The sequence below is a fragment of the Pseudolabrys sp. Root1462 genome (assembly GCF_001426945.1).
In the GTDB taxonomy this organism is placed as follows: domain Bacteria; phylum Pseudomonadota; class Alphaproteobacteria; order Rhizobiales; family Xanthobacteraceae; genus Pseudolabrys.
Genome location: NZ_LMFS01000001.1, coordinates 1277213 through 1300127, shown reverse-complemented (window position 1 = coordinate 1300127; position 22915 = coordinate 1277213). Strand labels below are relative to the sequence as shown.

General features: G+C 65.3%; 21 protein-coding genes. 12 read left to right on the top strand and 9 right to left on the bottom strand.

All coding sequences use genetic code 11. The features are described 5' to 3' along the window. Window positions 1-11: 11 nt before the first annotated feature. Genes ASD45_RS06240 through ASD45_RS06205 form a run of 8 tightly spaced genes read left to right on the top strand, consistent with a single transcriptional unit; the run spans window position 12 to window position 9153 of the window. Window positions 12-3794, top strand: a complete 3783-nt coding sequence (locus tag ASD45_RS06240; RefSeq protein ID WP_056910695.1) for a nitrate reductase subunit alpha — start codon at window positions 12-14, stop codon at window positions 3792-3794. Beyond that, window positions 3791-5311, top strand: a complete 1521-nt coding sequence (gene narH, locus ASD45_RS06235; RefSeq protein ID WP_056910694.1) for a nitrate reductase subunit beta — start codon at window positions 3791-3793, stop codon at window positions 5309-5311. Before ASD45_RS06240 ends, narH begins: the two co-directional genes overlap by 4 nt. Continuing rightward, window positions 5311-6018: a nitrate reductase molybdenum cofactor assembly chaperone gene (narJ, locus tag ASD45_RS06230; protein WP_056910693.1), complete on the top strand. Its 708-nt coding sequence runs from the start codon at window positions 5311-5313 to the stop codon at window positions 6016-6018. The genes narH and narJ overlap by 1 nt, the downstream gene beginning before the upstream one ends. A gap of 10 nt (window positions 6019-6028) precedes the next feature. Next, window positions 6029-6733, top strand: coding sequence for a respiratory nitrate reductase subunit gamma (gene narI, locus ASD45_RS06225; RefSeq protein WP_056910692.1), 705 nt, complete (start codon window positions 6029-6031; stop codon window positions 6731-6733). 5 nt (window positions 6734-6738) lie between these two features. Further along, the gene (locus ASD45_RS06220) at window positions 6739-7578 is read left to right on the top strand and encodes a peptidylprolyl isomerase (RefSeq protein WP_200949645.1); all 840 of its coding nucleotides are present in this window, start codon (window positions 6739-6741) and stop codon (window positions 7576-7578) included. Between the two features lie 11 nt (window positions 7579-7589). Next, window positions 7590-7865 carry a hypothetical protein gene (locus ASD45_RS06215; protein WP_056910691.1) on the top strand — a complete coding sequence of 92 codons (276 nt, stop codon included), beginning with the start codon at window positions 7590-7592 and terminating at the stop codon, window positions 7863-7865. A gap of 9 nt (window positions 7866-7874) precedes the next feature. Beyond that, window positions 7875-8444 (top strand): DUF2478 domain-containing protein, encoded by a 570-nt coding sequence (locus tag ASD45_RS06210; protein WP_056910690.1) that lies wholly within the window; start codon window positions 7875-7877, stop codon window positions 8442-8444. 4 nt (window positions 8445-8448) lie between these two features. After that, a complete protein-coding gene (locus ASD45_RS06205; RefSeq protein ID WP_082540686.1) occupies window positions 8449-9153 on the top strand; it encodes a carbonic anhydrase in 705 nt (234 codons plus the stop codon). Between the two features lie 2 nt (window positions 9154-9155). Here the strand turns inward: ASD45_RS06205 and ASD45_RS06200 are convergent, their stop codons facing one another. Genes ASD45_RS06200 through ASD45_RS06160 form a run of 9 tightly spaced genes read right to left on the bottom strand, consistent with a single transcriptional unit; the run spans window position 9156 to window position 19380 of the window. After that, window positions 9156-10112, bottom strand: a complete 957-nt coding sequence (locus ASD45_RS06200; RefSeq protein ID WP_056910689.1) for a nitronate monooxygenase — start codon at window positions 10110-10112, stop codon at window positions 9156-9158. Beyond that, window positions 10109-11731, bottom strand: a complete 1623-nt coding sequence (locus ASD45_RS06195; RefSeq protein WP_200949643.1) for an AMP-binding protein — start codon at window positions 11729-11731, stop codon at window positions 10109-10111. The genes ASD45_RS06200 and ASD45_RS06195 overlap by 4 nt, the downstream gene beginning before the upstream one ends. Further along, complete coding sequence (locus ASD45_RS06190; protein WP_056910687.1) at window positions 11728-12519, bottom strand: enoyl-CoA hydratase/isomerase family protein; 792 nt, start codon at window positions 12517-12519, stop codon at window positions 11728-11730. The genes ASD45_RS06195 and ASD45_RS06190 overlap by 4 nt, the downstream gene beginning before the upstream one ends. Beyond that, window positions 12516-13703, bottom strand: coding sequence for a CaiB/BaiF CoA-transferase family protein (locus ASD45_RS06185; RefSeq protein ID WP_056910686.1), 1188 nt, complete (start codon window positions 13701-13703; stop codon window positions 12516-12518). The genes ASD45_RS06190 and ASD45_RS06185 overlap by 4 nt, the downstream gene beginning before the upstream one ends. Beyond that, complete coding sequence (locus ASD45_RS06180; RefSeq protein WP_056910685.1) at window positions 13700-14452, bottom strand: enoyl-CoA hydratase/isomerase family protein; 753 nt, start codon at window positions 14450-14452, stop codon at window positions 13700-13702. Before ASD45_RS06180 ends, ASD45_RS06185 begins: the two co-directional genes overlap by 4 nt. After that, window positions 14445-15407, bottom strand: coding sequence for a hydroxymethylglutaryl-CoA lyase (locus ASD45_RS06175; protein WP_244485222.1), 963 nt, complete (start codon window positions 15405-15407; stop codon window positions 14445-14447). The genes ASD45_RS06180 and ASD45_RS06175 overlap by 8 nt, the downstream gene beginning before the upstream one ends. Window positions 15408-15435: 28 nt before the next feature. Then, window positions 15436-16560, bottom strand: a complete 1125-nt coding sequence (locus ASD45_RS06170; protein ID WP_056910683.1) for an ABC transporter ATP-binding protein — start codon at window positions 16558-16560, stop codon at window positions 15436-15438. Window positions 16561-16566: 6 nt separating this feature from the next. After that, the gene (locus tag ASD45_RS06165; protein ID WP_082540685.1) at window positions 16567-18330 is read right to left on the bottom strand and encodes an iron ABC transporter permease; all 1764 of its coding nucleotides are present in this window, start codon (window positions 18328-18330) and stop codon (window positions 16567-16569) included. Window positions 18331-18333: 3 nt separating this feature from the next. Beyond that, window positions 18334-19380 carry an extracellular solute-binding protein gene (locus ASD45_RS06160; protein ID WP_056910682.1) on the bottom strand — a complete coding sequence of 349 codons (1047 nt, stop codon included), beginning with the start codon at window positions 19378-19380 and terminating at the stop codon, window positions 18334-18336. 329 nt (window positions 19381-19709) lie between these two features. Between ASD45_RS06160 and ASD45_RS06155 the strand changes: the two genes are divergently transcribed. From ASD45_RS06155 to ASD45_RS06140, 4 genes are all read left to right on the top strand, one after another. Beyond that, complete coding sequence (locus ASD45_RS06155; protein WP_156380733.1) at window positions 19710-20276, top strand: MarR family winged helix-turn-helix transcriptional regulator; 567 nt, start codon at window positions 19710-19712, stop codon at window positions 20274-20276. 86 nt (window positions 20277-20362) lie between these two features. After that, entirely contained in the window at window positions 20363-21247 is an 885-nt protein-coding gene (locus tag ASD45_RS06150) for an alpha/beta hydrolase (protein ID WP_056910681.1), read from the top strand. Window positions 21248-21281: 34 nt separating this feature from the next. Then, on the top strand, window positions 21282-22166 hold the full coding sequence (locus ASD45_RS06145; RefSeq protein ID WP_200949641.1) for an SMP-30/gluconolactonase/LRE family protein: 885 nt from the start codon (window positions 21282-21284) through the stop codon (window positions 22164-22166). Continuing rightward, the gene (locus tag ASD45_RS06140) at window positions 22163-22888 is read left to right on the top strand and encodes an RraA family protein (protein WP_056910679.1); all 726 of its coding nucleotides are present in this window, start codon (window positions 22163-22165) and stop codon (window positions 22886-22888) included. The genes ASD45_RS06145 and ASD45_RS06140 overlap by 4 nt, the downstream gene beginning before the upstream one ends. Window positions 22889-22915: the final 27 nt, after the last annotated feature.

Sequence of the window (22915 nt, the reverse complement as noted above, 5' to 3'; positions counted from 1 at the left end):
ACAGTAGAACTATGAGCCATTTCCTCGATCGACTGACCTTCTTCAATCGCGGCGACGAGCCGTTCTCCGACGGCCACGGCATCCTCACCCACGAAGACCGGCGCTGGGAGGACGGCTATCGCAAGCGCTGGCAGCACGACAAGATCGTTCGCTCGACGCACGGCGCCAACTGCACCGGCTCCTGCTCGTGGAAGATCTACGTCAAGGGCGGCATCGTCACCTGGGAGACGCAGCAGACCGATTATCCGCGCACGCGGCCGGAGTTGCCGAACCATGAGCCGCGCGGCTGCTCGCGCGGCGCCAGCTACTCCTGGTATCTATACTCCGGCAACCGCGTGAAATATCCGCTGGTGCGCTCGCGGCTACTCAAGCTCTGGCGCGAGGCGCGCGTCGTGCGCACGCCGGTCGCGGCCTGGGCCTCCATCGTCGAAGAGCCGGCGAAACGCGAAGCTTACGTCTCCAAGCGCGGCCTCGGCGGCTTCGTGCGCGCCACCTGGGACGAAGTCACCGAAATCATTGCCGCGGCCAACGCCTATACCGTGAAGAAGCACGGCCCCGACCGCGTCATCGGCTTTTCACCGATCCCGGCGATGTCGATGGTCTCCTATGCCGCCGGCTCGCGCTACCTGTCGCTGCTCGGCGGCGTCTGCATGTCGTTCTACGACTGGTACTGCGACCTGCCGCCCGCCTCGCCGCAAACCTGGGGCGAGCAGACCGACGTGCCCGAGAGCGCCGACTGGTACAATTCGGGCTTCCTGATCCTGTGGGGCTCCAACGTGCCGCAGACGCGCACGCCGGACGCTCACTTCTATACCGAGGCGCGCTACCGCGGCGCCAAGAGCGTCGTCATCTGCCCGGACTATTCGGAAGCTTCCAAGTTCGCCGATCTGTGGATCTCGGTGAAGCAAGGCACCGACGCCGCGCTCGCCATGGCGATGGGCCACGTTATTCTGCGCGAATTCCACATCGACCGGCAGGTCCCCTACTTTGGCGACTATGTCCGCCAGTACACCGACATGCCGATGCTGGTGGAGCTCGTGAAGCAGAACGGTAGGCTGGTGCCCGGGCGGCTGTTGCGAGCCTCCGACTTCACCGGCGACCTCGGCGAAACCAACAATCCCGAGTGGAAGACCGTCGCATTCGACGAAGCGAGCAAGAGCATCGTCGCGCCGCGCGGCTCCGTCGGTTTCCGCTGGGGCGAGAAGGGCAAGTGGAATCTCGAGGAGAAGAAGTCCGACGGCGAAGCCACCAAGCTGCAACTCTCCTTCGCCGACGACCGTGACGAACTCGCCGATGTCGATTTCCCCTATTTCGGCAACCGCGAGCATGACCACTTCGCCGGCACCGACCATCCGAGCGTGCTGACACGCAAGGTCCCCGCCAAGCTCGTCGCGCTCAAGGACGGCGAGAAGCTGGTCGCCACCGTCTACGACCTGTTCGTCGCCAATTACGGCATCGACCGCGGCTTCGGCGGCGCGCACGTCGCCAAGTCGTACGACGAGAACGTGCCCTATACGCCGGCCTGGGCCGAGAAGATCACCGGCGTGCCGCGCGACCAGATCATCACCACGGCGCGCGAATTCGCCCTCAACGCCGAGAAGACCAAGGGGCGCTCGATGATCATCATCGGCGCCGCCATGAACCACTGGTACCACTGCGACATGAACTACCGCGGCGCCATCAACATGCTGGTGATGTGCGGTTGCGTCGGTCAGTCGGGCGGCGGCTGGTCGCATTACGTCGGACAGGAGAAGCTGCGGCCGCAATCCGGATGGCTGCCGCTGGCCTTCGGCCTCGACTGGGGCCGGCCGCCGCGCCAGCAGAATTCGACGTCCTTCTTCTACGCTCACACCGATCAGTGGCGCTACGAGACTGTCGGCGTCGAGGAGATCCTGTCGCCGACGGCGCCTGCCGGTCCGTGGGACGGCGCGCTGATCGATTATAATGTGCGCGCCGAGCGCATGGGCTGGCTGCCATCGGCACCGCAGCTCAGGCAGAACCCGCTGGACCTCGCCGCCAAGGCGCAGGCCGCGGGCCTGGAGCCCAAGGACTACGTCTCCAAGGGGCTTAAGTCCGGCGAGCTGCAGATGGCCTGCGAGGACCCGGACCATCCCGACAATTGGCCGCGCAACATGTTCGTGTGGCGCTCCAACCTGCTCGGCTCCTCGGGCAAGGGCCACGAATATTTCCTCAAGCACCTGCTCGGCACCACCCATGGCGTGCAAGGCAAGGATCTCGGCGAAACCGGCAAGAAGAAGCCGAAGGAAGTCGCCTGGCACGACGACGCTCCGAAAGGAAAGCTCGATCTGCTCGTGACGCTCGACTTCCGCATGTCCACGACCTGCGTCTACTCGGACATCGTGCTGCCGACCGCCACCTGGTACGAAAAGAACGATCTCAACACCTCCGACATGCATCCCTTCATCCATCCGCTGACGTCCGCGGTGGACCCGGTGTGGGAGGCCAAGAGCGACTGGGAGATCTACAAGGCCATCGCCAAGGCGTTCTCGCGCGTCTCGCCCGAAGTGCTGGGCGTCGAGAAGGACGTGGTGATGACGCCGATCCAGCACGACTCGCCTGGCGAGATCGCGCAGGCGCTCGACGTCAAGGAATGGAAGAAAGGCGAAATCGATCCGATCCCCGGCAAGACCATGCCGGCGGTGACAGTGGTCGAGCGCGACTATCCGAACCTCTACAAGCGCTTCACCGCGCTCGGCCCGCTGATGCAGAAGCTCGGCAACGGCGTGAAGGGCATGGCCTGGAACACCGAGCACGAGGTCGAACTGCTGAAGCGCCTCAACGGCGAAGTGACCGAGGAAGGCGCGACCAAGGGCCTCGCCCGCATCGACACCGACATCGACGCCACCGAAGTGATCCTGTCGCTGGCGCCGGAGACCAACGGCGAAGTCGCGGTCAAGGCCTGGGACGCGCTGGGGAAGACCACCGGTCTCGACCACACCCATCTCGCCATTCCGAAGGAAGACGAGAAGATCCGCTTCCGCGACGTGGTGGCCCAGCCGCGCAAGATCATCTCGGCGCCGACCTGGTCCGGCCTGGAGTCCGAGAAGGTCTGCTACAACGCCGGCTACACCAACGTCCACGAACTGATCCCATGGCGCACCCTGTCCGGCCGCCAGCAGCTTTACCAGGATCATCTGTGGATGCGGGCGTTCGGCGAAGCGCTGTGCGTCTATCGCCCGCCGGTCGATCTCAAGGCGGTCAAGCCGGTGATCGATACCAAGCCGAATGGCGAAAAGCAGATCGTCCTCAACTTCATCACGCCGCATCAGAAGTGGGGCATCCACTCCACCTACACCGACAACCTGTTGATGCTCACGCTGTCGCGCGGCGGGCCGATCGTCTGGATCAGCGAGAACGACGCCAAGAAGGTCGGCATCGCCGACAATGACTGGATCGAGGCCTACAACTCGAACGGCGCACTGGTCGCACGCGCCGTCGTCTCGCAGCGCGTCAAAGACGGCATGTGCATGATGTATCACGCACAAGAAAAGATCGTGAACGTGCCCGGCTCGGAAGTAACCGGCCAGCGCGGCGGCATCCATAACTCGGTGACGCGCGTGGTCGTCAAGCCGACGCACATGATCGGCGGCTATGCCCAGCAGGCCTACGGCTTCAACTACTATGGAACGATCGGCACCAACCGCGATGAATTCGTCATCATCCGCAAGATGAAAACCGTCGATTGGCTCGACAAGCCGACCGCCGATCAGCCCGAACCGCTCACCGTCGCGCCTAAAAATGCGCCTGAGACCAAACTGGAGGCCGCAGAATGAAAATCCGCGCACAAATCGCGATGGTGCTGAACCTCGACAAATGCATCGGCTGCCACACCTGTTCCGTCACCTGCAAGAACGTGTGGACCAACCGCGAGGGCATGGAATATGCCTGGTTCAACAACGTCGAGACCAAGCCCGGCATCGGCTATCCCAAGGAGTGGGAGAACCAGAGCCGCTGGAACGGCGGCTGGCGGCGCAAGAAGAACGGCAAGATCGAACCGCGCATCGGCTCGAAATGGCGGGTGCTGGCGAACATCTTCGCCAACCCGGACCTGCCGGAAATCGACGACTACTACGAGCCGTTCACCTTCGATTACGAGCACCTGCAGAACGCGCCGGAGCTCAAGGCCTCGCCGACGGCACGGCCGCGATCGCTGATCACCGGCGAGCGCATGGAGAAGATCGAGTGGGGTCCGAACTGGGAGGAAATCCTCGGCACCGAGTTCGCCAAGCGCTCGAAGGACGTCAATTTCGAGGGCGTGCAGAAGGACATCTACGGCCAGTTCGAAAACACCTTCATGATGTACCTGCCGCGGCTGTGCGAGCACTGCCTCAACCCGACCTGCGCGGCGGCCTGCCCTTCGGGCGCCATCTACAAGCGCGAGGAAGACGGCATCGTCCTCATCGATCAGGACAAGTGCCGCGGCTGGCGCATGTGCGTGTCCGGCTGCCCCTACAAGAAGATCTATTACAACTGGTCGAGCGGCAAATCCGAGAAGTGCATCTTCTGCTACCCGCGCATCGAGGCCGGCCAGCCGACGGTGTGCTCGGAGACCTGCGTCGGCCGCATCCGCTATCTCGGCGTCGTGCTTTATGACGCGGATCGCATCGAGGAAGCGGCCAGCGTGCCGAACGAGCAGGACCTCTACGACGCCCAGCTCGGCGTGTTTCTCAACCCGCACGATCCGAAGGTGATCGAGCAGGCGCGTCGCGACGGAATCAGCGAGAACTGGCTCGAAGGTGCGCGGCGCTCGCCCGTCTACAAGATGGCGATGGAGTGGAAGGTCGCCTTCCCGCTCCATCCCGAATACCGCACGCTGCCGATGGTCTGGTACGTGCCGCCGCTGTCGCCCATCCAGTCGGCAGCGCAGGCCGGCAAGATCGGCCATGACGGCGAGATGCCGGACGTGCGCTCCTTGCGCATCCCCCTCAAGTATCTCGCCAACCTGCTGACCGCCGGCAAGGAAGAGCCGGTGGCGCTCGGTCTGGAACGCATGCTGGCGATGCGCGCCTACATGCGGGCGAAGACGATCGACGGTGTCATCGACGAAAACATCGCCAGACGCGTCGGCCTCACCGGCCAGCAGATCGACGACATGTATCACGTGATGGCGATTGCCAATTACGAGGATCGTTTCGTCATCCCCACGGCCCACCGCGAGATCAACGAGGATGCCTACGACATGCGCGGCTCCTGCGGCTTCTCGTTCGGCAATGGCTGCTCCGGCGGCTCGTCCGAGACCAATCTGTTCGGCACGCCGAAGCGCGCCAAGACTCCGATGGAGGTGGTGTGATGAATCTCACCCTCAAGGCACTATCCGCGCTGCTGACTTATCCGACCGCCGAGATCCAGAGCGTGTCGGGCGTGATCGGCACCGTGCTCGCCGCTGACTCGCTCATCCCTCGCCGCGTGCGCACCGATCTGCAGGCGCTGGTAGACGACATCGGTACCGGCGATCTCTACGACCTGCAGGAGCGCTATGTGCTGCTGTTCGATCGCACGCGCTCGCTGTCGCTGCATCTGTTCGAGCACGTTCACGGCGAAAGCCGCGACCGCGGCCAGGCCATGATCGACCTCAAGGGCCAGTACGAAGAGGCCGGTCTCTATATGAGCGCGGCCGAGCTGCCCGACTTCCTGCCGCTGTTCCTTGAATACCTCGCCACCCGGCCGCTCAAGGAGGCCTGCGAGACGCTTGGCCAGCCGGCGCATATCTTCGCCGCGATAGCCGAGCGGCTGCGCAAGCGTGACTCCGCTTACGAAGCGGCGTTCCGTGCGTTGGTCGCACTGTCCACGGCGAAGCCGAAAGACGCCGAAGTCTCGGCGCTGTTGCAGTTGCCGGACCCCGACGCCAACGACCTCGCGGCCCTCGATGCCGCCTGGGAGGACGAGCCGGTCAATTTCGGTCCCGGCTCCGGCGACGGCTGCAAGGACGGCATCGTTGCCCGCGTGCGCGGCGCCATGCGCCCTGCTCCCGACATGCCCCAACGCCCGCGTTCGTAAGGAAACGACCATGCGTGACATGATCAATCACATCGTCTTCGGCTGGTACCCTTACCTCTGCCTCACCGTGTTCCTGCTCGGCAGCCTCGTGCGCTTCGACCGCGAGCAATACACCTGGCGCTCGGGATCGAGCCAGCTCCTGCGGCGCAAGCAACTGACCTGGGGCTCCAACCTGTTCCATGTCGGCATCCTCCTGATCTTCGCCGGCCACCTAGTCGGGCTGCTGACGCCGATCTGGGTGTTCGACACCCTCGGCATCTCGCATACCTTCAAGCAATGGATGGCGATCGGCATCGGCGGCGTCGCCGGCGTCGCCTGCTTCGTCGGCATCACGCTGCTGGTGCACCGCCGCCTGTTCGACGCCCGCATCCGCACCACGTCGTCATTCGGCGATATCGCCATTCTGCTCATTCTCTACGCGCAGCTCATCCTCGGGCTCGGCACCATCTATGTGTCGCTGCATCATCTCGACGGCCATGAGATGGTGAAGTTCATGACCTGGGCGCAGGGCATCCTCACCTTGCAGCCGGGCGTCTCGGCGCTGATCGCCGACGTGCACCCGATCTTCAAGGCGCACCTGTTCCTCGGCATGACCATCTTCCTGCTGTTCCCGTTCACGCGCCTCGTCCACATCTGGAGCGCGCCGGTCTGGTATCTCGGCCGTCGCGGCTACCAGGTCGTGCGTACGCGGCGCCCGATGATTCCGGCGGAGTAAGCATCATGTCGGTCTCGATCGAAGTGAACGTTGCCGGCAAGAGCGCGCCCAAGCCGGTGCCCGTGCGCGTCAACGGCGTCACAATTGGGCGTGACGATATTATCCGCGAAATGCAGAACCACCCCGCCGACAAGCCCGCCGCCGCCTGGCAACAGGCGGCGCGGGCGCTGGTCGTGCGCGAACTGCTGCTGCAGCGCGCGGCAGCGCTCGGCCTGACGCCGGAGCCGCTGACCGAGGACGGCCGTCGCGAGACCGATGACGAAGCGCTGATGCGCGGCGTGGTCGAGCACGAGGTCGCGGTGCCGGAGCCGGACGAAGCGACCTGCCAGCGTTACTACGACAACAACAAGGCGCGGTTCGCCTCCCCCGACATTTACGAGGCGGCGCATATCCTGTTCGCCGCGCTGCCGGCGGATGAAGCGGCCTATGCCCAGGCGCAAGCCGATGCCGAGGCGGCGCTTGCGACCTTGCGCGGCAAACCGGAGAGCTTCGCCGATTTGGCGCGTACGCATTCGCGCTGTCCGTCGGCGGCACAAGGCGGCAATCTCGGCCAGCTCACCGCCGATCAGGTGACGCCGGAATTCGCCGAGGCGCTCGCCGCAATGTCGCCTGGCGAAATCAGCGCCACGCCGGTCGCCACCCGTTACGGCTTGCACATCATCCAACTCGCGCGCCGCCACGACGGCCGCACCCTGCCCTTCGAGGCGGTGGCTGAGCGCATCGCCGGCTATCTGCGCGACAGCGTCATGCACCGCGCCCAGGCACAATACATCGCGCGGCTGGTGTCGGCGGCGCAGATCGAAGGCATCGCGCTGGCCGGCGCCGCCGACCACCGCGTGAATTAACGGAGACAGCCATGCTGCTGGGCGACATCATACGACAACTGACCGACGACGCAGCCGCCGCCGAAGTCATCGTGAGCGTCGGCGATCTGGCGCTGCTCACCGCGATGTCCGACCGCGCCGAGAGCGCAGGCATGGACCTCGCCACCTTCAGCCAGGCCGCGGTCCGGCGCTATTCCGACGCCGCTTCGGAAGAGGAATGGGTCACCCTGCTCGGGCAGATCGGCCAGTCGGTCGATCCGGCGGCGATCTACCTGAAGCGCGCCTTCGCCAGCGCGCTGCACGCATAGGACGGCACCATGGCCTCGGCCTCTCATAACATCCTCGCGGTGACCTACTCCGACGGCTTTGCCGCCGACCGCCTGATCGCCGACACCGCCTACCGGCTGCGCGACGACGGCGTCACCATCGCAGGTCTCGTGCAGATCAACACGGACGTGCCCGGCCGCACCAAATGCGACATGGCGGTCGAGGAATTGTACTCGCGCACGCGTTTCCAGTTGTCCGAGGAACGCGGACCGGCGGCGCGCGGCTGCCGGCTCGATCACAGCCGGCTGGTCGACGCGGCGGGACTGCTGGTCGACGCGCTCGACCAGGATCTCGACCTCATCGTCCTCAACAAGTTCGGCAAAGTCGAAGCCGAAGGCGGCGGTCTGCGTGACGTGCTCGGCCGCGCGGTGCTGCTCGACATTCCGCTCATTGTCGGTGTGCCCTATCGCAACCTCGACCAGTGGCGGCATTTCGCCGGCGGCATGGCCGACGAATGCGAGGTGTCGCAGGCCGATGTTTTGCGCTGGCTGGCAGCAAAAGGCCTGGTGGGCCACGGCTCGAGCCGCGAACGATCGGACCGTGACAGCCTGAGGCGGTGACGCCATGTGCCTCGATCACTTGTTCGATCGCAATGTCGCTTGGGCGCAGGCCAAGACGCGCGACGATCCCGGTTATTTCGTGCGCATGGCCGGCATCCAGAATCCGAAGCTGTTATGGATCGGCTGCTCCGACAGCCGCGTCACCGCCAACGATGTGCTAGGCCTCGACCCGGGCGAGGTTTTCGTCCAGCGCAACATCGCCAACATGGTGCACACCAGCGACATGAACCTGCTTTCGGTGCTCGAATACGCCATCGAGATCCTCCGCATCGAGCACGTCATCGTCTGCGGCCATTACGGCTGCGGCGGCATCCAGCGCGCGCTCGGCGACGAGCGCACCGCGCTGGTCGATCACTGGCTGCAGCCGATCACCATGCTGTACCGCAAGCACCGCAGCCTGTTCGACGCCATCCCCGATCCGGAGGCGCGCATCAACCGGATGTGCGAACTCAATGTCGAGATGCAGGTGCGTCGCATCGCGGCGATCCCGACGGTCGAGAAGGCCTGGAACCGCGGCCAGAAACTGCATCTGCACGGCTGGCTCTACGGCGTGACCGACGGCCTGCTGCGCGATCTCGGTCCGCATCTGTCGTCGGCCAGACAGCGCGACGCGCTGATCAGCATCGACGAGCGCGCCCGCCAGCCGGTCGAGCCGGTCAGCGGCATGCGCCAGCATGCGCTCGCCGCCTTCGAGGCTACGCAGGCGTAGCGCTAGGCCGGCAACGGCAGCCCGCGCACGGCATCGACGTATTCCTCGGCAATACGGCGCACCAGTTCGCCGGCCGGCACGATATCATCGACCAGGCCGACGGACTGGCCGGCCTCGAGTTTGCCGCGCGCCACGTTGCCGTCGAACGCCGCGTCCTTCAGCGTCGAAGCCGAGAACATCACCTTGCGCTGATCGAGCGCCGCGCCGGAGGCCTCAAGGCGCTCCATGTCGTCGGTGAATTCGTTGTGCAGCGTGCGGATCATGCCGATCTCGCGGCCGACGGTGCGGGTATCGCCAATGCCCGCGGCCAGCACGGCCTGCTTATAGGCATCGGTGACATTGGCTTCCGGCGTGGCGATAAAGCGTGTGCCGAAATTGGCGCCGCCGGCGCCGAGCGCCAGCGCTGCGGCAAGTCCGGCGCCGTCCGCGAAGCCGCCGGATGCGATGACGGGCACCTTGCACCCCGAGCGCACGATGGCGCGCACCAGCACCTGCGTCGCCACGAGGCTCGGCGGCGGGTGGCCGCCTGCCTCGCCGCCGACGGCAACGACCGCGTCGACGCCGGAGTCGATCGCCTTTTGCGCATGCTCGACACTGGCGACGACGTGGATGCAGGTCGTGCCGATCGCCTTGAAGCGATCGAGATACTGCTTGGTGCCGCCTTGCGAGGCGACGACGATGGAAATGCGCTTGTCGATCAGCAGATCGATGATCTCGGAAGCGCCCTTGCGATACAGCGGCAGGTTGACGGCGAACGGCCGGTCGGTGCCGGCGCGCACATCGTCGATCGCTTTTGCCAGATCGTCCGGCCGCATCGGCCCGGCGCCGATGACGCCGAGGCCGCCGGCCTTCGAAACCGCGAGCGGCAAAGCGGCGTTCGACGACGCCCAGGACATTCCGGCTTGCACGATCGGCAGATCGATGCCGAGCAGCCGGGTCAGCGCCGTCTCGATCTTCACGACGCCGTCTCCCGCGATGCCGCCAGCAGCTTCTCGGCGTGGGCGGCGAGGTCTTTCTTCTTTACCTTGGAGCTTTCGGTCATGCCGGCCATCTGGAAGTCCGGCACGATCCAGACATGGCGCGGCACCTTGAAGCCGGCCATGTTGGTCTTGCACCAGGCGATGACGGCGTCTGGCGTCAGCGCGGCATCGTCGCCGGCGATAACGAAGGCCACCGGCACTTCGACCAGCCGCGGATCGGCGACGCCGACCACCTGCACCTGTTTCACCGACGGGTGCGTCAGCAGCATGTTCTCGACTTCCGATGGTGCGACGTTCTCGCCGCCGACACGGATGATGTCCTTGAGGCGGCCGACGAACTCCAGCCGCCCGTCCTCGCCGAGCACGCCGCGATCGCCGGTCGACAGCCAACCGTCGGGGGACAGCACCGCCGCGGTCTCCTCCGGCCGATCGAAGTAGCCGCGCATCACGTTCCAGCCGCGAACCACGATCTCGCCGGCGACGCCGGGGGGACAATCCTTGCCGGTTTCGGGATCGCGGATGCGCACGGCTACGCCGGGCTGCGGCCGCATGCGACCCGACACGCGCACCTCCTCCGGCTCCCACCAGGCCGATTGCGAAATGTTCGGCGAAGCCTCCGACTGGCCGTAGCCGACGACGCAGTCGCGCGCGCCAAGTTCGTCGATGACGCGGCGCACCACCGGCTGCGACGCGGCGCACCAGGCGCCGCGCAAATAGAGCTTGCGGCGCGGCCGGTCGGGATGATTGAGCAGCATCAGCGCCATGGTGTCGTTGCCCGAGAAATGCGTGCAGCGCTCCTCCTCGAACAACCGCAACGCCTCGCCGGGCTCGAAGCGATCCATCGTCACCAGCGTGATGACGTGCTGCAGCGCCGACAGAACGGACAAGGTCGAGCCGGCGACGTGGAAGAACGGCCGCGCACTGTGCAGGCGGTCGCCGGCGCGGAAGCCGATGCGACCGCCGGAAAAGAAGGCATTGCCCAGCATATTGGCGTGGGTCAGCATCACGCCTTTCGGGAACGACGTGGTGCCCGATGTATATTGAATGAGCAGCACGTCGTCGGATTGGCATTGCGGCGCTACCGGCGCGCCGCCGAGCGCCAGAAGGTTATCCCAGGTAATGGCCGCTTTCGGCGCGCTATCGCCGATGACGACGACGCCCTGCAGATCCGGCAAGGCGGCATCCGGCAATGTGCCGTCGATGCCGGGGCAGATCGCCCGCAGCATGGCGATGAAATCGATCTTGAGGAACGACGACGCGGTGATGAGATAGCGAACGCGCGATTGCTTCAGCGCGAAGGCCATCTCGCTTTCCTTGAAGCGGGTATTGACCGGGACGGTCACCGCGCCGAGCGATCCGATCGCAAGGAAGATCGCGACCCAGCGGCCGCTGTTGCCGAGGCACAGGCCGACATGGTCGCCGCGCCTGACGCCGAGCGCGGCCAGCGCCGAGGCGATGCGGGCGACCTCGTCCTGCAATTGCGCGTAGGTGATACGGCCATCGGACGCGACCACGGCCTCGATGTCCGGCGCGATGGTAGCGGCCCGCGCCAGCGCCACCGGCGTGGTGGTCGGGCAAATCTGCGACAGCTCCATCATTCCTTGTCGTCCTGCGCTTTGCCCTTGCCGACCGTATCGGCAAAGGCGGCCACGCCGCGCTTCCAGTCGCCGTTCGCCAGATTGTGTTCGATCGCGGCCATCTCGATACGGATGCCACTGGCCAGATCGGTCGTGGCGCCAAGGTCGATCGCCTGCTTGGTCAGTTCCATCGCCAACGCCGGCGCCTTGGCGATTGCCGCAGCGATCGCTCGCGCGGTCTCTTCCAGCGCCTCAGGCTCGACGACACGAGCGACGAGCCCGAGCGTATGCGCCTCGCTCACCGGCATCTCGCGCCCGGTGTACAATAACTCCTTGGCGCGGCTCTTGCCGATGACGCGTTGCAGGCGCTGGGTCGCGCCGACCGTGCCCCATTGCGGTTCGGGAAAGCGGAAGCTCGCCTTGGTCGAGGCGACGATGAAGTCGCAGCTCATAGCGATCTCGCCGCCGGAACCGACGACCGGGCCCTGCACCACAGCGACCACAGGCCTGCGGCACTTCTCGATGGTCTCATAGGCCGCAAACGATGCCTCGCGGCGCTGGCGCACCCAGGCTTCATCCTTGCCCTGACGTTCCTTGAGATCGGCGCCGGCGCAGAACACCGGGCCGTTCGCCGTCAGCAGCACGACGCGCACCGCCGGATCGCGATCAAGCGTCGCGAACGCCTCGCGCAATTCGCCGCACATCGGCAGATTGAGCGCGTTGCGCGCCGCGGCGCGGTCGAGCGTCACCGTGGCGATGCCGTCGGCACCGGTTTCGAGTTTCACCAGACGCGGCTGTTCAGTGGTCATATCGCGCCCTCGGATTTCAGCGCTGCGATGGCTTCAGCCGACAGCTTGAGGCGATCGCGCAGGATGATGTCGGTGGATTCACCGAGCATCGGCGGCGGCGCCATCTCAGGATCGTCCAGACCGTTGAAGCGGATCGGCGTGCGCAAGCCCCTGAACTCGCCTTCAGTTGGATGCGTGAAGGTACCGACCGCACCGCGCGCCTGCAGATGCGGATCGGAAAGGGCTTCCTTGACGGTGAAGACCTCCCCGGCCGGCACGTCACGCGCGCGCAGGGCTTCGGCCAGCTCGTTGCGGTCGCGGCCGGCGATCGCAGCGCCCATGGCCGCCATCACTTCGCCGCGCCGGGCCACGCGGGCCGCGTTCTTCTTCAACTCGGCATCGGCGGCGAGAGCGCCCAGACCGAGCACCTCGCAGATTGCCGGCCAATGCTGGTCGCTGCCGCTGATGTGGATCCAGTCGCCGTCCTTGCACTCGAAGGCGGCCGACGGCACGCGGCCGAGATGCTCGGTGCCGGTGCGCTGCGGATCTTCTCCGGTGGCGAAATAGCGTGACGCGGCGATCGTCAGCAGGCTCGCTTGCACGTCCATCATCGCGAGATCGATATGACATCCCTTCCCCGTGCCGTGCCGGCCCATCAGCCCGCTCAGCGCGGCGATCGCCACCCACAGCCCCGAAGTCAGATCGGAGATCGGCACGCCGACCTTGGCCGGCGGCCCGTCGGGATAGCCGGTCAGCGCCATGATGCCGGACAATGCCTGGAAGATGGTGTCGTAGCCCTTGCGGTCGCGATACGGCCCGGTCTGGCCGAAGCCGGTATTTGAAATGTAGACCAGCCGCGGATTGAGTGCGGAGAGCGCCTCGTAACCGAGACCCATCTTGGTCATCGCGCCGGGCAGGAAGTTCTCCACCACGAGGTCGGCCTGCGCCGCGAGGTCGCGGGCGAGCTGCCGCGCCTTCTCGCTCTTCAGGTTGAGCGTGATCGACTTCTTGCTGCGATTGAACGCGAAGAAGTAACCGCTCTGCCCGCCCGGCAGCCGCGGCTCGAACTGGCGGGTCTCGTCGCCGGTACCAGGCATCTCCACCTTGATCACCTCGGCGCCGAGCTCGGCGAGAATCTGCGTGCCCATCGGCCCGGCGAGAACGCGAGAGAAGTCGAGGATCGTCAGACCGGCGAGCGGCTTCATTTGCCACCCTCGCGGAACGACCGCATCAGCGCGTTGACGTCCTTGCCGGCGGCCATCGCCGCGTCATAGGGCAGATCGGCGACGCGATAGAACAGCGACTTCGCCGCGGCCATGGCGCGCGGATTGGCGGCCGCCCACTGCTCGGCGATCTTCACCGCTTCGCTCTCCACCTCCTCGGCGGGCGCCAGCCGGTTGGCAATGCCGAGATCGATCAGTTCGGCGCCGTTGAGAATGCGACCCAGGCTGACCAGTTCGAAGGCCGCCTTGCGGCCGAGATTATGCACGAGGCCGGTCATCACCAGCGCCGGCACGATCGAATGCTTGAGCTCGGGATAACCGAAGCGCACGCCGTCGCTCGCCGCCACCACCATGTCGGAGCCGATGGCGAGACCGGCGCCGCCGCCCATCGCGACGCCGTGCACGGCGGCGACCACCGGCTTGGACAGCTTCTGCAGCATCGACTGGGTGCGGCAGGTGAGATCGGCGCGCGCCGTCACCTTGTCCTGCTGATCCGGCGTCAGGTCCTTGAATTCGGCGAGATCGGCGCCGGCGCAGAACGCGCGGCCAGCACCGCACAGCACCACGGCACGCACGTTGGCGTCGGCATCGGCGGCGAGCAATGCGTCGAGCAACGCCTGGGTCAGCGCGGTGTTGAGCGCGTTCATCTTGTCCGGCCGATTCAGGCGGACGATGCGCACCGCGCCGCGGTCTTCGGTCAGCAGCACGTCTTGTGCGGCGGTATCAGGCATCGACTTTTCCCTTGGTACGAACGGGCCCGAGGCCGGCGCGGGCCACCATGCTATCGAGCGGACGGCCGAGGATGTCCTCGCACAGCTTCGAGGATTGCATCATGCGGTCGAGATCGAGCCCTGTGGAAACGCCCTCGCTCTCGAACAGATTGACGAGATCTTCGGTGGCGACGTTGCCGGTGCGACCCTGACCATACTGAATGGTGACGGGATGACCGCCGACGCCGCCGAACGACGTATCGAAATAGCGGCAGCCGGCTTCGTAAGCCGCCACCGCATTGGCGAGACCGCTGCCGCGCGTGTTGTGGAAATGCGCGACAAGAGTCGCCTGCGGCGCCTCGCGGCGCAGCCGCTCAAACAGTGCCCTCACCCGGCGCGGCGTCGCCAAGCCGGTCGTGTCGCCGATGGCGACGATGCCGACGCCGAGATCGACGAAGCGGCGCACGTCGGCAGCGACCACATCGGGATCGACATCGCCCTCGAACGGGCAGCCCAGCGCCACCGAAATCACGCCGACAAGGCGGAAGCGCGAACCCGCGCCGGCCACCATCTCCTCGACGCGCTGCCACTGGCCGGCGCGCGTGGTGCGCAGATTGCGCTCGGTATGGGCCTCGGTGGCCGAGATCAGCAGGCTCAATTCGTTGGCGCCGTGACCGGCATCGAGGTCGGCAACGGCGCGATCAACGGCCTTGGCGTTCGGACAGGTCGCCTTGTACCAGACGCCCGCCTTGCGCGAGATGCCGGCGAGAACCTCGCTGGCATCGGCAAACATCGGGATGCGGCCGGGATGGCTGTAGCTCGTTGCCTCGATGCGCGGAAAGCCGACGGCGGTGAACGTGTCGATCAGCTTGATCTTCTGCGCCGTCGTGACAGCGACGGTCTCGTGCTGCAGCCCGTCGCGGGCGAAGCACTCGCAAATGACGATCGATGAATCGGACATCGCGCTACTGGACATGATGCTCAACGCTTTCGGCTCAGGCCGCCTAGTCGTCCGCCAGAATGATGGCGTCGTCGGCGTCGAACTCGATGAAAACCGTCTCGCCCGGCGCGATGGCCGTGCGCGGCCCGGTATTGGCGACAATCAGCTCGTTGCCGCAGCGCACGTCGTACCGGTTGAGGTTGCCGACGAAGCCGCGGTTCTCGACCTGGCCGCGGAAACGGTTGGCGCCACGATCGTCCGGCGCTGCGGCGCTCGACAGCCGGATCGACTCCGGGCGCACCGACATGGTCACGACATCGCCGGTCCTGACCGGACGGTTGGCCCTGCCCCGGATCACCTCGCCCGACTTGACGCGAACCGGCACCACGGCGCCGGTCTCGCCGCCGCCTTCGGCGGTGCCGTCGAAGATATTGGTGTTGCCGACGAAGCTGGCGACGAAGCGATTGCGCGGCCGGAAATAGATGCCGTCCGGCGTATCGATCTGCACCACGTCGCCGGCACTGAGCACGGCGATCTGGTCGGACATTTCCAGCGCCTCGGCCTGGTCATGGGTGACATAGACCGTCGTGACGCCGATCTGGCGCTGCAGGCGCTTGAGCTCCTTGCGCATGTTGTCGCGCAGCGCGGCGTCGAGATTCGACAGCGGCTCATCGAGCAGCAGCAATTTCGGCTCGCGGACGATGGCCCGCGCCAGCGCCACGCGCTGCTGCTGGCCGCCTGACAGCCGCGTCGCCGAGCGATCGGCGAAGCCTTCGAGATCCACCGTCGCCAGCGCCTTCAGGCTCATCGAACGGATTTCCTCGCGGCTGTAGCTGCGGTCCTTGGCGACGCGCAGCGGGAACGACACGTTCTCGATCACCGACATATGCGGCCAGATCGCGTAGGACTGGAACACCATGCCGATCTGACGCCGGTTGAGCGCGACGTCGACGTGACGTTCGGAATCGAAGAACGTCCTGTCACCGACGCGCACCACGCCGGTGTCCGGCCGCTCGAGCCCGGCAATGCAGCGCAACGTCGTCGTCTTGCCGCAACCGCTGGGGCCCAGCAGCGTGAAGAAGGTACCGGGCGGCAACTGGAAGGTCGCATTACGCACGCCGCCGGCGATGCCCTCTACATTCGCGTAGATCTTGCTGAGGCCGTTAACGTCCAAACCGAATTGATTCATGATGGCCTAACCGAACGTCTTGGCGGACTGCCGCCGCTCGAGGAAATAGAAGGCGCTGGCGACCAGCACCATGAGCAGGGTCCACAGCAGACCCAGGGCACTCAGTTCACCCGCCTGGCCGTTCTGCCAGAGGTCGAACATCGACACCGCGATGACCTGCGAATTCGGTCCCGCCAGAAGGATGGCAATCGACAGCTCGCGCGAGGAGATCAGGAAGATGAACAGCCAGGCCGCCACGAGGGCCGGCGACAGCAGCGGCGCGATGACCCGCCCCAGCACCTGCCAGATGCCGGCGCCGGAGGCGACGCCCGCCTCCTCCAGCTCCTTATGGATCTGCAGAACGCCGTTGTAGGAATAGCGCATGCCGTAAGGCATGTAGCGAATGAGATAGGCGATGCCGATCAGCCACACCGTGCCGTAGATCGGGATCGGCGACCGCAGTGACAGATTGAGCAACGCGACGCCGAGCACGATACCCGGGAAGATCAGCGGCATGGTTGCGAGTTGATCGACGATGGTGCCGCCCGGCTTGCGCCGCGCCGCCAGCCAGCCGCAAACCGCAGTGAGCAGAACCGCACCCGTCGCGGCCGTGATCGAGACGATCAGCGTATTGGTGGCCAGCGAGAGATAAGACGGCGACGTCAGCACCACGATGAAATTGGCCAGCGACACCGACTTCATCACAGTCCAGCCGACGGGCGCGATGAACGGCGTCAACGCCATCCAGAACAACGCCAACAGCGGCAGTGCCAGCACCACGGCAAAGTTGAACAGCACGATGACGCCGGCAATGCCGCGCGCGCTGCCGAGATCGAACGGCCGCGGCCGGTAACCCTTGCCGGTGACGCTGGCGTAGCGTTCGGCGTGCTTGGAGATTCGGCCGTAGAAATAGAGCAGCACCGACACCAGGATCAGCATGATCACGGAAAACGCCGATGCATGGCCGAGATTGGGCGGGAATTCGCGGATGGCGAGATAGATGTCGGTGGTCAACACCTTCACATCGCCGGGAATACCGACGAGCGCCGGCACCTCGAAGGCCTCGATGTCGCGAATGAACACGAACATGGCGAGCGCGAGCACGGCCGGCCGCGCCAGCTTGAGCGAGATATGCCAGATCGTGTCCCAGACCGACGCGCCGTTCATCCGGGCCGCCTCTTCCATCTCCGCATTGGACATGCGGAAAGTCGCGGACATCAGCAGGAAGACGAGCGGCGACCACAGGAAGCCCTCGATCAGCACCATGCCCCAGAGCGAATAGACGTTGAGCAGATCGCCGGTGTTGCCGGTCAGCCAATGATAGAGCTGATTGACGGGTCCGGTCCGGCCGAACAGGAACAGCCAGGCCATCACGTACAGTACATAGGGTGTGCCGAGCGAGACGATCGCGGTCAGATAAGCCAGCCGCCTGAACGGCGTATTGGTGCGCTCGACCAGCCAGGCCAGAATGCCGCCGAACAGGAGCGAGATCACAGTCGCGAAGGCGGCAAAGACGATGGTCGTCCACAGCACGCCGAAGAATTTCGCGCCTGAGAACAGCGCGCTGTAGTGGGCGAGCGTGTAACCCTTGATCGCGCCGTTGTCGGCGATATCCGCGAAACTCAGTTGAATGAGAATGAGGATCGGCGGCACTACCAGCAGCGCCAGCACCACGATCATCAGCAGCGACACCAAGCCAACCGGCTCGCGCAGAATGCCGAAAATTCGCGGCGGCCGGACCTTGGTCCGGCCGCCTTTGTCCTGCGTGTCGTTATAAGTCGAGGTCGTCATGATTTACGGGAACAGCTTCTTGTAAATCTCGGTCCAGCGCGGGAGCTGCTCGAGCGCCATCTCGTTGGTGATCGTGGTGGCCTTGTAGCCGCCCTGCTTCGGCTTGAGCGACGGATCGTCGGCCGGAACATCGGGATCGGCCGGCAGATAGCTGGCCTTCTGGAACACCGTCTGTCCTTCCTTGGACAGGATGAACTCCTCGAACAGCTTGGCGGCGTTCGGATGCGGCGAGTTCTTGATGATGCCGACGTAATTGCCGGTGCTGATCAGCGGCTCGATCTTGAGCCAGGTGGTCGGCGCGCCCTTTGCGGCGCTAATGACCGTGTGATTGTTGAAGATCATCAGGCCGATCGCGTACTGGCCGGCGATCACCTGATCGAGCACGACGCGCTGGCTGGCCGGCACCTTGGCGATGTCCTGCTTGGCCAGCTTCTCGAGATAGGCCATGCCCTTCTCCTCGCCCATGGTGACGAGGATGTTGCCGATGAAGCCCGGGGGGCCGTTCGGCGTCAGGTCGGTGGTCCAGGCCATCTTGCCCTTCCACTTCGGGTCGAGCAGGTCCTCATAGGACTTCGGACGATCCTTTTCGGCCACCAGATTGGTGTTGATGCCGGTCGCCATGGTGAAGACGTTCACGGCCGTGAAGCGGCCCTTCGGGTCCTTCAAATCGTCCGGATAATGCGCCGCCGCCTCGGGCTTGTATTCGACGAGATTTTCGAGCGGCATGGCGCGGAAGAACGCCGAATTGGCGTCGAACACGTCGGCCTGCACGCTGTTGGCGCGAATTTCGTTCTGCAGCTTCAGCGCCATCTCACCCGCGGGCGTGCGCGAATACTTCACGGTGATACCGGGATATTTTGCCTGGAAGGCCTCGGCGACCGGCCGCACGAGCTGGTTGACGATCAAAGTCGAGTACCAGACGACGGTGCCCTCTTTCTTCGCGGCCTCGATCAGCGCCTGATCGACCGCGAAAGACGGCGCCGCGGTTCCGATGAAAAGCGCCGCGGCCAGTCCGCCGACGGCACAGGATTTCACGATCGTAAGAGACATTCTCCATCCTCCCAGACACTTGCGCTTGATCGTCGCTCCGCCGCAGAGGATCGACTTTTATGAATATCGGGCTCAGCCGGGTGCGCGACCGGCCGTGTTGCCGGGGCGGACTATTCCGGCTAGGTGTTGTATTGTCAACAGCGGAAACGGCCTTTGTTGCCGCACCCCCAAGGAAAGGGATGCGGCGGCCGAACAAACAACACGTTGACGGCGCGGCCGGCGCGCAGCATATCGCTTGCCCTGCCGGGCCAGGCTTGCTCCCGGTCGACGCCGGCACTCGGGCAAGACCTCGGGTGAGATACGAGACACAAGTTCGAGACGAGGACCGAATGGCGCCCACCACCACGCGAACCGCCAACGCCGGGAAAGGCGCTGCTGTTTCCAGCAGAAAGAAGAATGACGAAGACTTCGCGCGCGGCGCGACCAAGTCGTCGACCATCCGTGATCTGCTGGCCTATCGGCTTCATGTCGTCGCCAACACGATTTCGCGCAGCGCCGCCGCGCGCTACCGCCGTGAATTCGATGTGACTTTGGGTGAATGGCGCACCATCGCCCTGCTCGCGGGCTACGGCCCGCTCGGCCTCAACCAACTGGCGCGTCAGAGCGGCGTCGACCGCGGCCAGATCAGCCGCATCGTCGCCGGTCTGACCGAGCGCAACTTCGTCACCGGGACGCACGACATCAAGGGCAAGCCGGTCAGCCTTTCGCTAACCGGCAAGGGCCGCAAGTTGTTCCAGGGCCTGTTCGACGCCGCGCTCGACCGCGACGAAATCTTCCTCGGCGCCCTGAGCGCGAAGGAGCGTGTGCAGTTCGACGACATGCTCAACAAGATTCTCGATGTGGCCCGCCGCGTCGAGAACGTCGAAAAAGAGAAGTCGTCCGGCCCCGCCTCCTGACGACCACGCAAGGCCGGCCTGCCCGATTGAGTGTTGATTTTACAACAGTCGAGGGCTAGGACTTGGAGCTTCGGAGGAAACGAAAAATGACAATCAAAATGTCTGTCCTGGCGGCCTGCGTCGCCGGCGCCTTCCTTGCGTCGCCGGTTGTCGCAGCCGAGACCGGCACCACGGCCCCCATTCCCTCGTCCGTCAAAGGCCAGTTCGTCGATCTTCCGGGTGTGCATCTTTGGTATCTCGACAGCGGCGGCGACGGCACGCCGGTCGTCATGCTTCATGCCAATACCGGCACTAGCGAAAGCTGGCGCTATCAATTCGAGCCGCTGATCAAAGCCGCCTATCGCGTTATCGCTTTCGATCGCCGCGGCCGCGGCCAGAGCACGCCGGCGGACACCGGTCCGCAGCCGGGCAGCGTCAGCGAAGATCTCGAAGCGCTCGCCGCGCACCTCAAACTGAAGCCCTTCTATCTTGTCGGCGTCGCCGGCGGCGGCTTCGTCGCGCTGGATTATGCGGCCTGGCAGCCGCAACGCCTGCGTGGCCTTGTCGTCGGCGCCAGCACCGGCGCGGTGCGGGAGGCGCCGGTTCAGGACGCCATCAAGCGCATCGAAATTCCGGAAATCCGTAAGCAGAACGCCAGCTATCGCGAGGTCGGTCCGTCCTACCGCGCCGTCAATCCGAAGGGCGTCGAGGAATGGCTGGCGATCGAACATCACTCGGAATCGCAGCACGGCGTGAAATCGCAGCCGATGCGGCAGCCGAACACCTTCGCCAAGCTCGAGACCATCAAGGCGCCGACGCTGGTCGTCGCCGCTGGCGCCGACCTGCTCGCACCGCCGAGCCTGATGAAGCTCTGGGTCGGCCACGTCGCCAATCATGAGTGGGCCATGGTGCCGGAATCCGGTCACTCCATCGCTTGGGAGAAGCCGGACGAATTCAACGCGCTGCTCCTCAAATTCATGGCCAAGCACTAGTGGTCCATCATTCACGGCGACGGAAGGTTCTGTTTTGAGCACACCAGCAAGACTGACAGCCGACGTTCTGCAGGGCCCGGCCTCCATCCTCGGCGAGTCGCCAGTGTGGTGCGACCGGCGACAGAAGCTCTTCTATGTCGACAGCCGCGCGCCCGCGGCTCGCATCTACGATCCGGCAACGGGCGAGACCACGTCGATCCCGCTGCCGGAAATCACCGGCAGCCTCTGCCTGACGACGAGCGACGATCTGCTCGTTGCCATGACGCGCAGCATCAGCGTGCTGCGCGCCGATGGCACCTTGGGCCCGGCGCTGGCGGCGCCCGAAACCGACAAACCGGACAACCGCTTCAACGACGGGCGCTGCGACCGCGCCGGCCGCTTCATCGTCGGCACCATGAACGACAAGGCGCGTCTGCCGACCGGCGCGCTGTGGCAATTACAGGCCGGCGATTGCCGGCACGTCGCCGACGACATCATCGTCCCGAACAGCATCGCCTTTACGCCCGACGACAAGCTGATGTATTTCGCCGACACCTATCGCCACGTGATTCACGTCTATGATTACGACATCGGCAGCGGCGCGTTGCGTAACCGCCGGCTGTTCTCCGATATGAAAGGTTGGAAGGGTCGCCCTGACGGCTCGCAGATCGACGCCGAGGGGTGCCTGTGGAACGCTGAATACGCCGGCGGGCGCGTGACGCGCTATACGCCGGACGGCCGCATCGACCGCGTCATCGAACTGCCGGTGTCGCAGCCCACCTCCTGCACCTTCGGCGGCCGCAACTTCGACGAACTCTACATCACCACCGCCAAGCAGCGCCTCACGCCCGAGCAACTGGCCGCCGAGCCGCACGCCGGCGCGGTGTTCGTGGCCAGGCCCGGCGTCTGCGGGTTGCCTGAAGGGCGTTACGCCTCATGACCATGCCGCCGCCGGTTGGACGACTGCCCGCCTCCGCGATCGGTCCGCGACACGGTCCGATCGCGCCCGACGTCATCGCCGCCTATCTGGCGCTGCCCGACCTCACCGGCAATGTCTCCGACGCGATGGACCTGCTTGGCCTCAGCGGCACGGTCGGCGCCTTCATCCTCAAGCCGTCGATTCCGAATGCCCGCATCGCCGGCCCTGCCCTGACGGTGAAGAACCGCGCGCGGAGCGGATCCGTCGCCGAGGCCGTCGCGCGCAAGGACAACCGTCTCGGCGACATCGAAGCGCACAACATCGCGCAATCCGGCGACGTGCTGGTCGTCCAGGGCATCGAGAATGCCTCCAGCCTCGGCGGCCTGATGGCGACCGTCGCCCAGCGTCAGGGCGAGATCGGCATTATCGTCGATGGCCTGGTGCGCGATATCGAAGCCAGCCGCTCCATCGGGCTGCCGGTGTGGGCCAAAGGCACGACGCCGGCCACCGGCAAATGGCGCATCGAGACCGAAGGCGTCAACGTGCCGGTGACGATCGCCGGTGTTGCTGTCGCTCCCGGCGATCTCGTCGTCGCCGATGAGACCGGCATCTGCTTCGTGCCGCGCGCCGACATCGAGCGCGTATTGCAGACCGCCCAGGGCATCGTCGCCGACGAACGGCGCCGCAGCGGCCTGATCGCCGGTGGCGCGACGCTCACCAACGTCACCAACAAGCCGCGTTGAATCTTTTTGCCGCCGCATCAGGGAGTG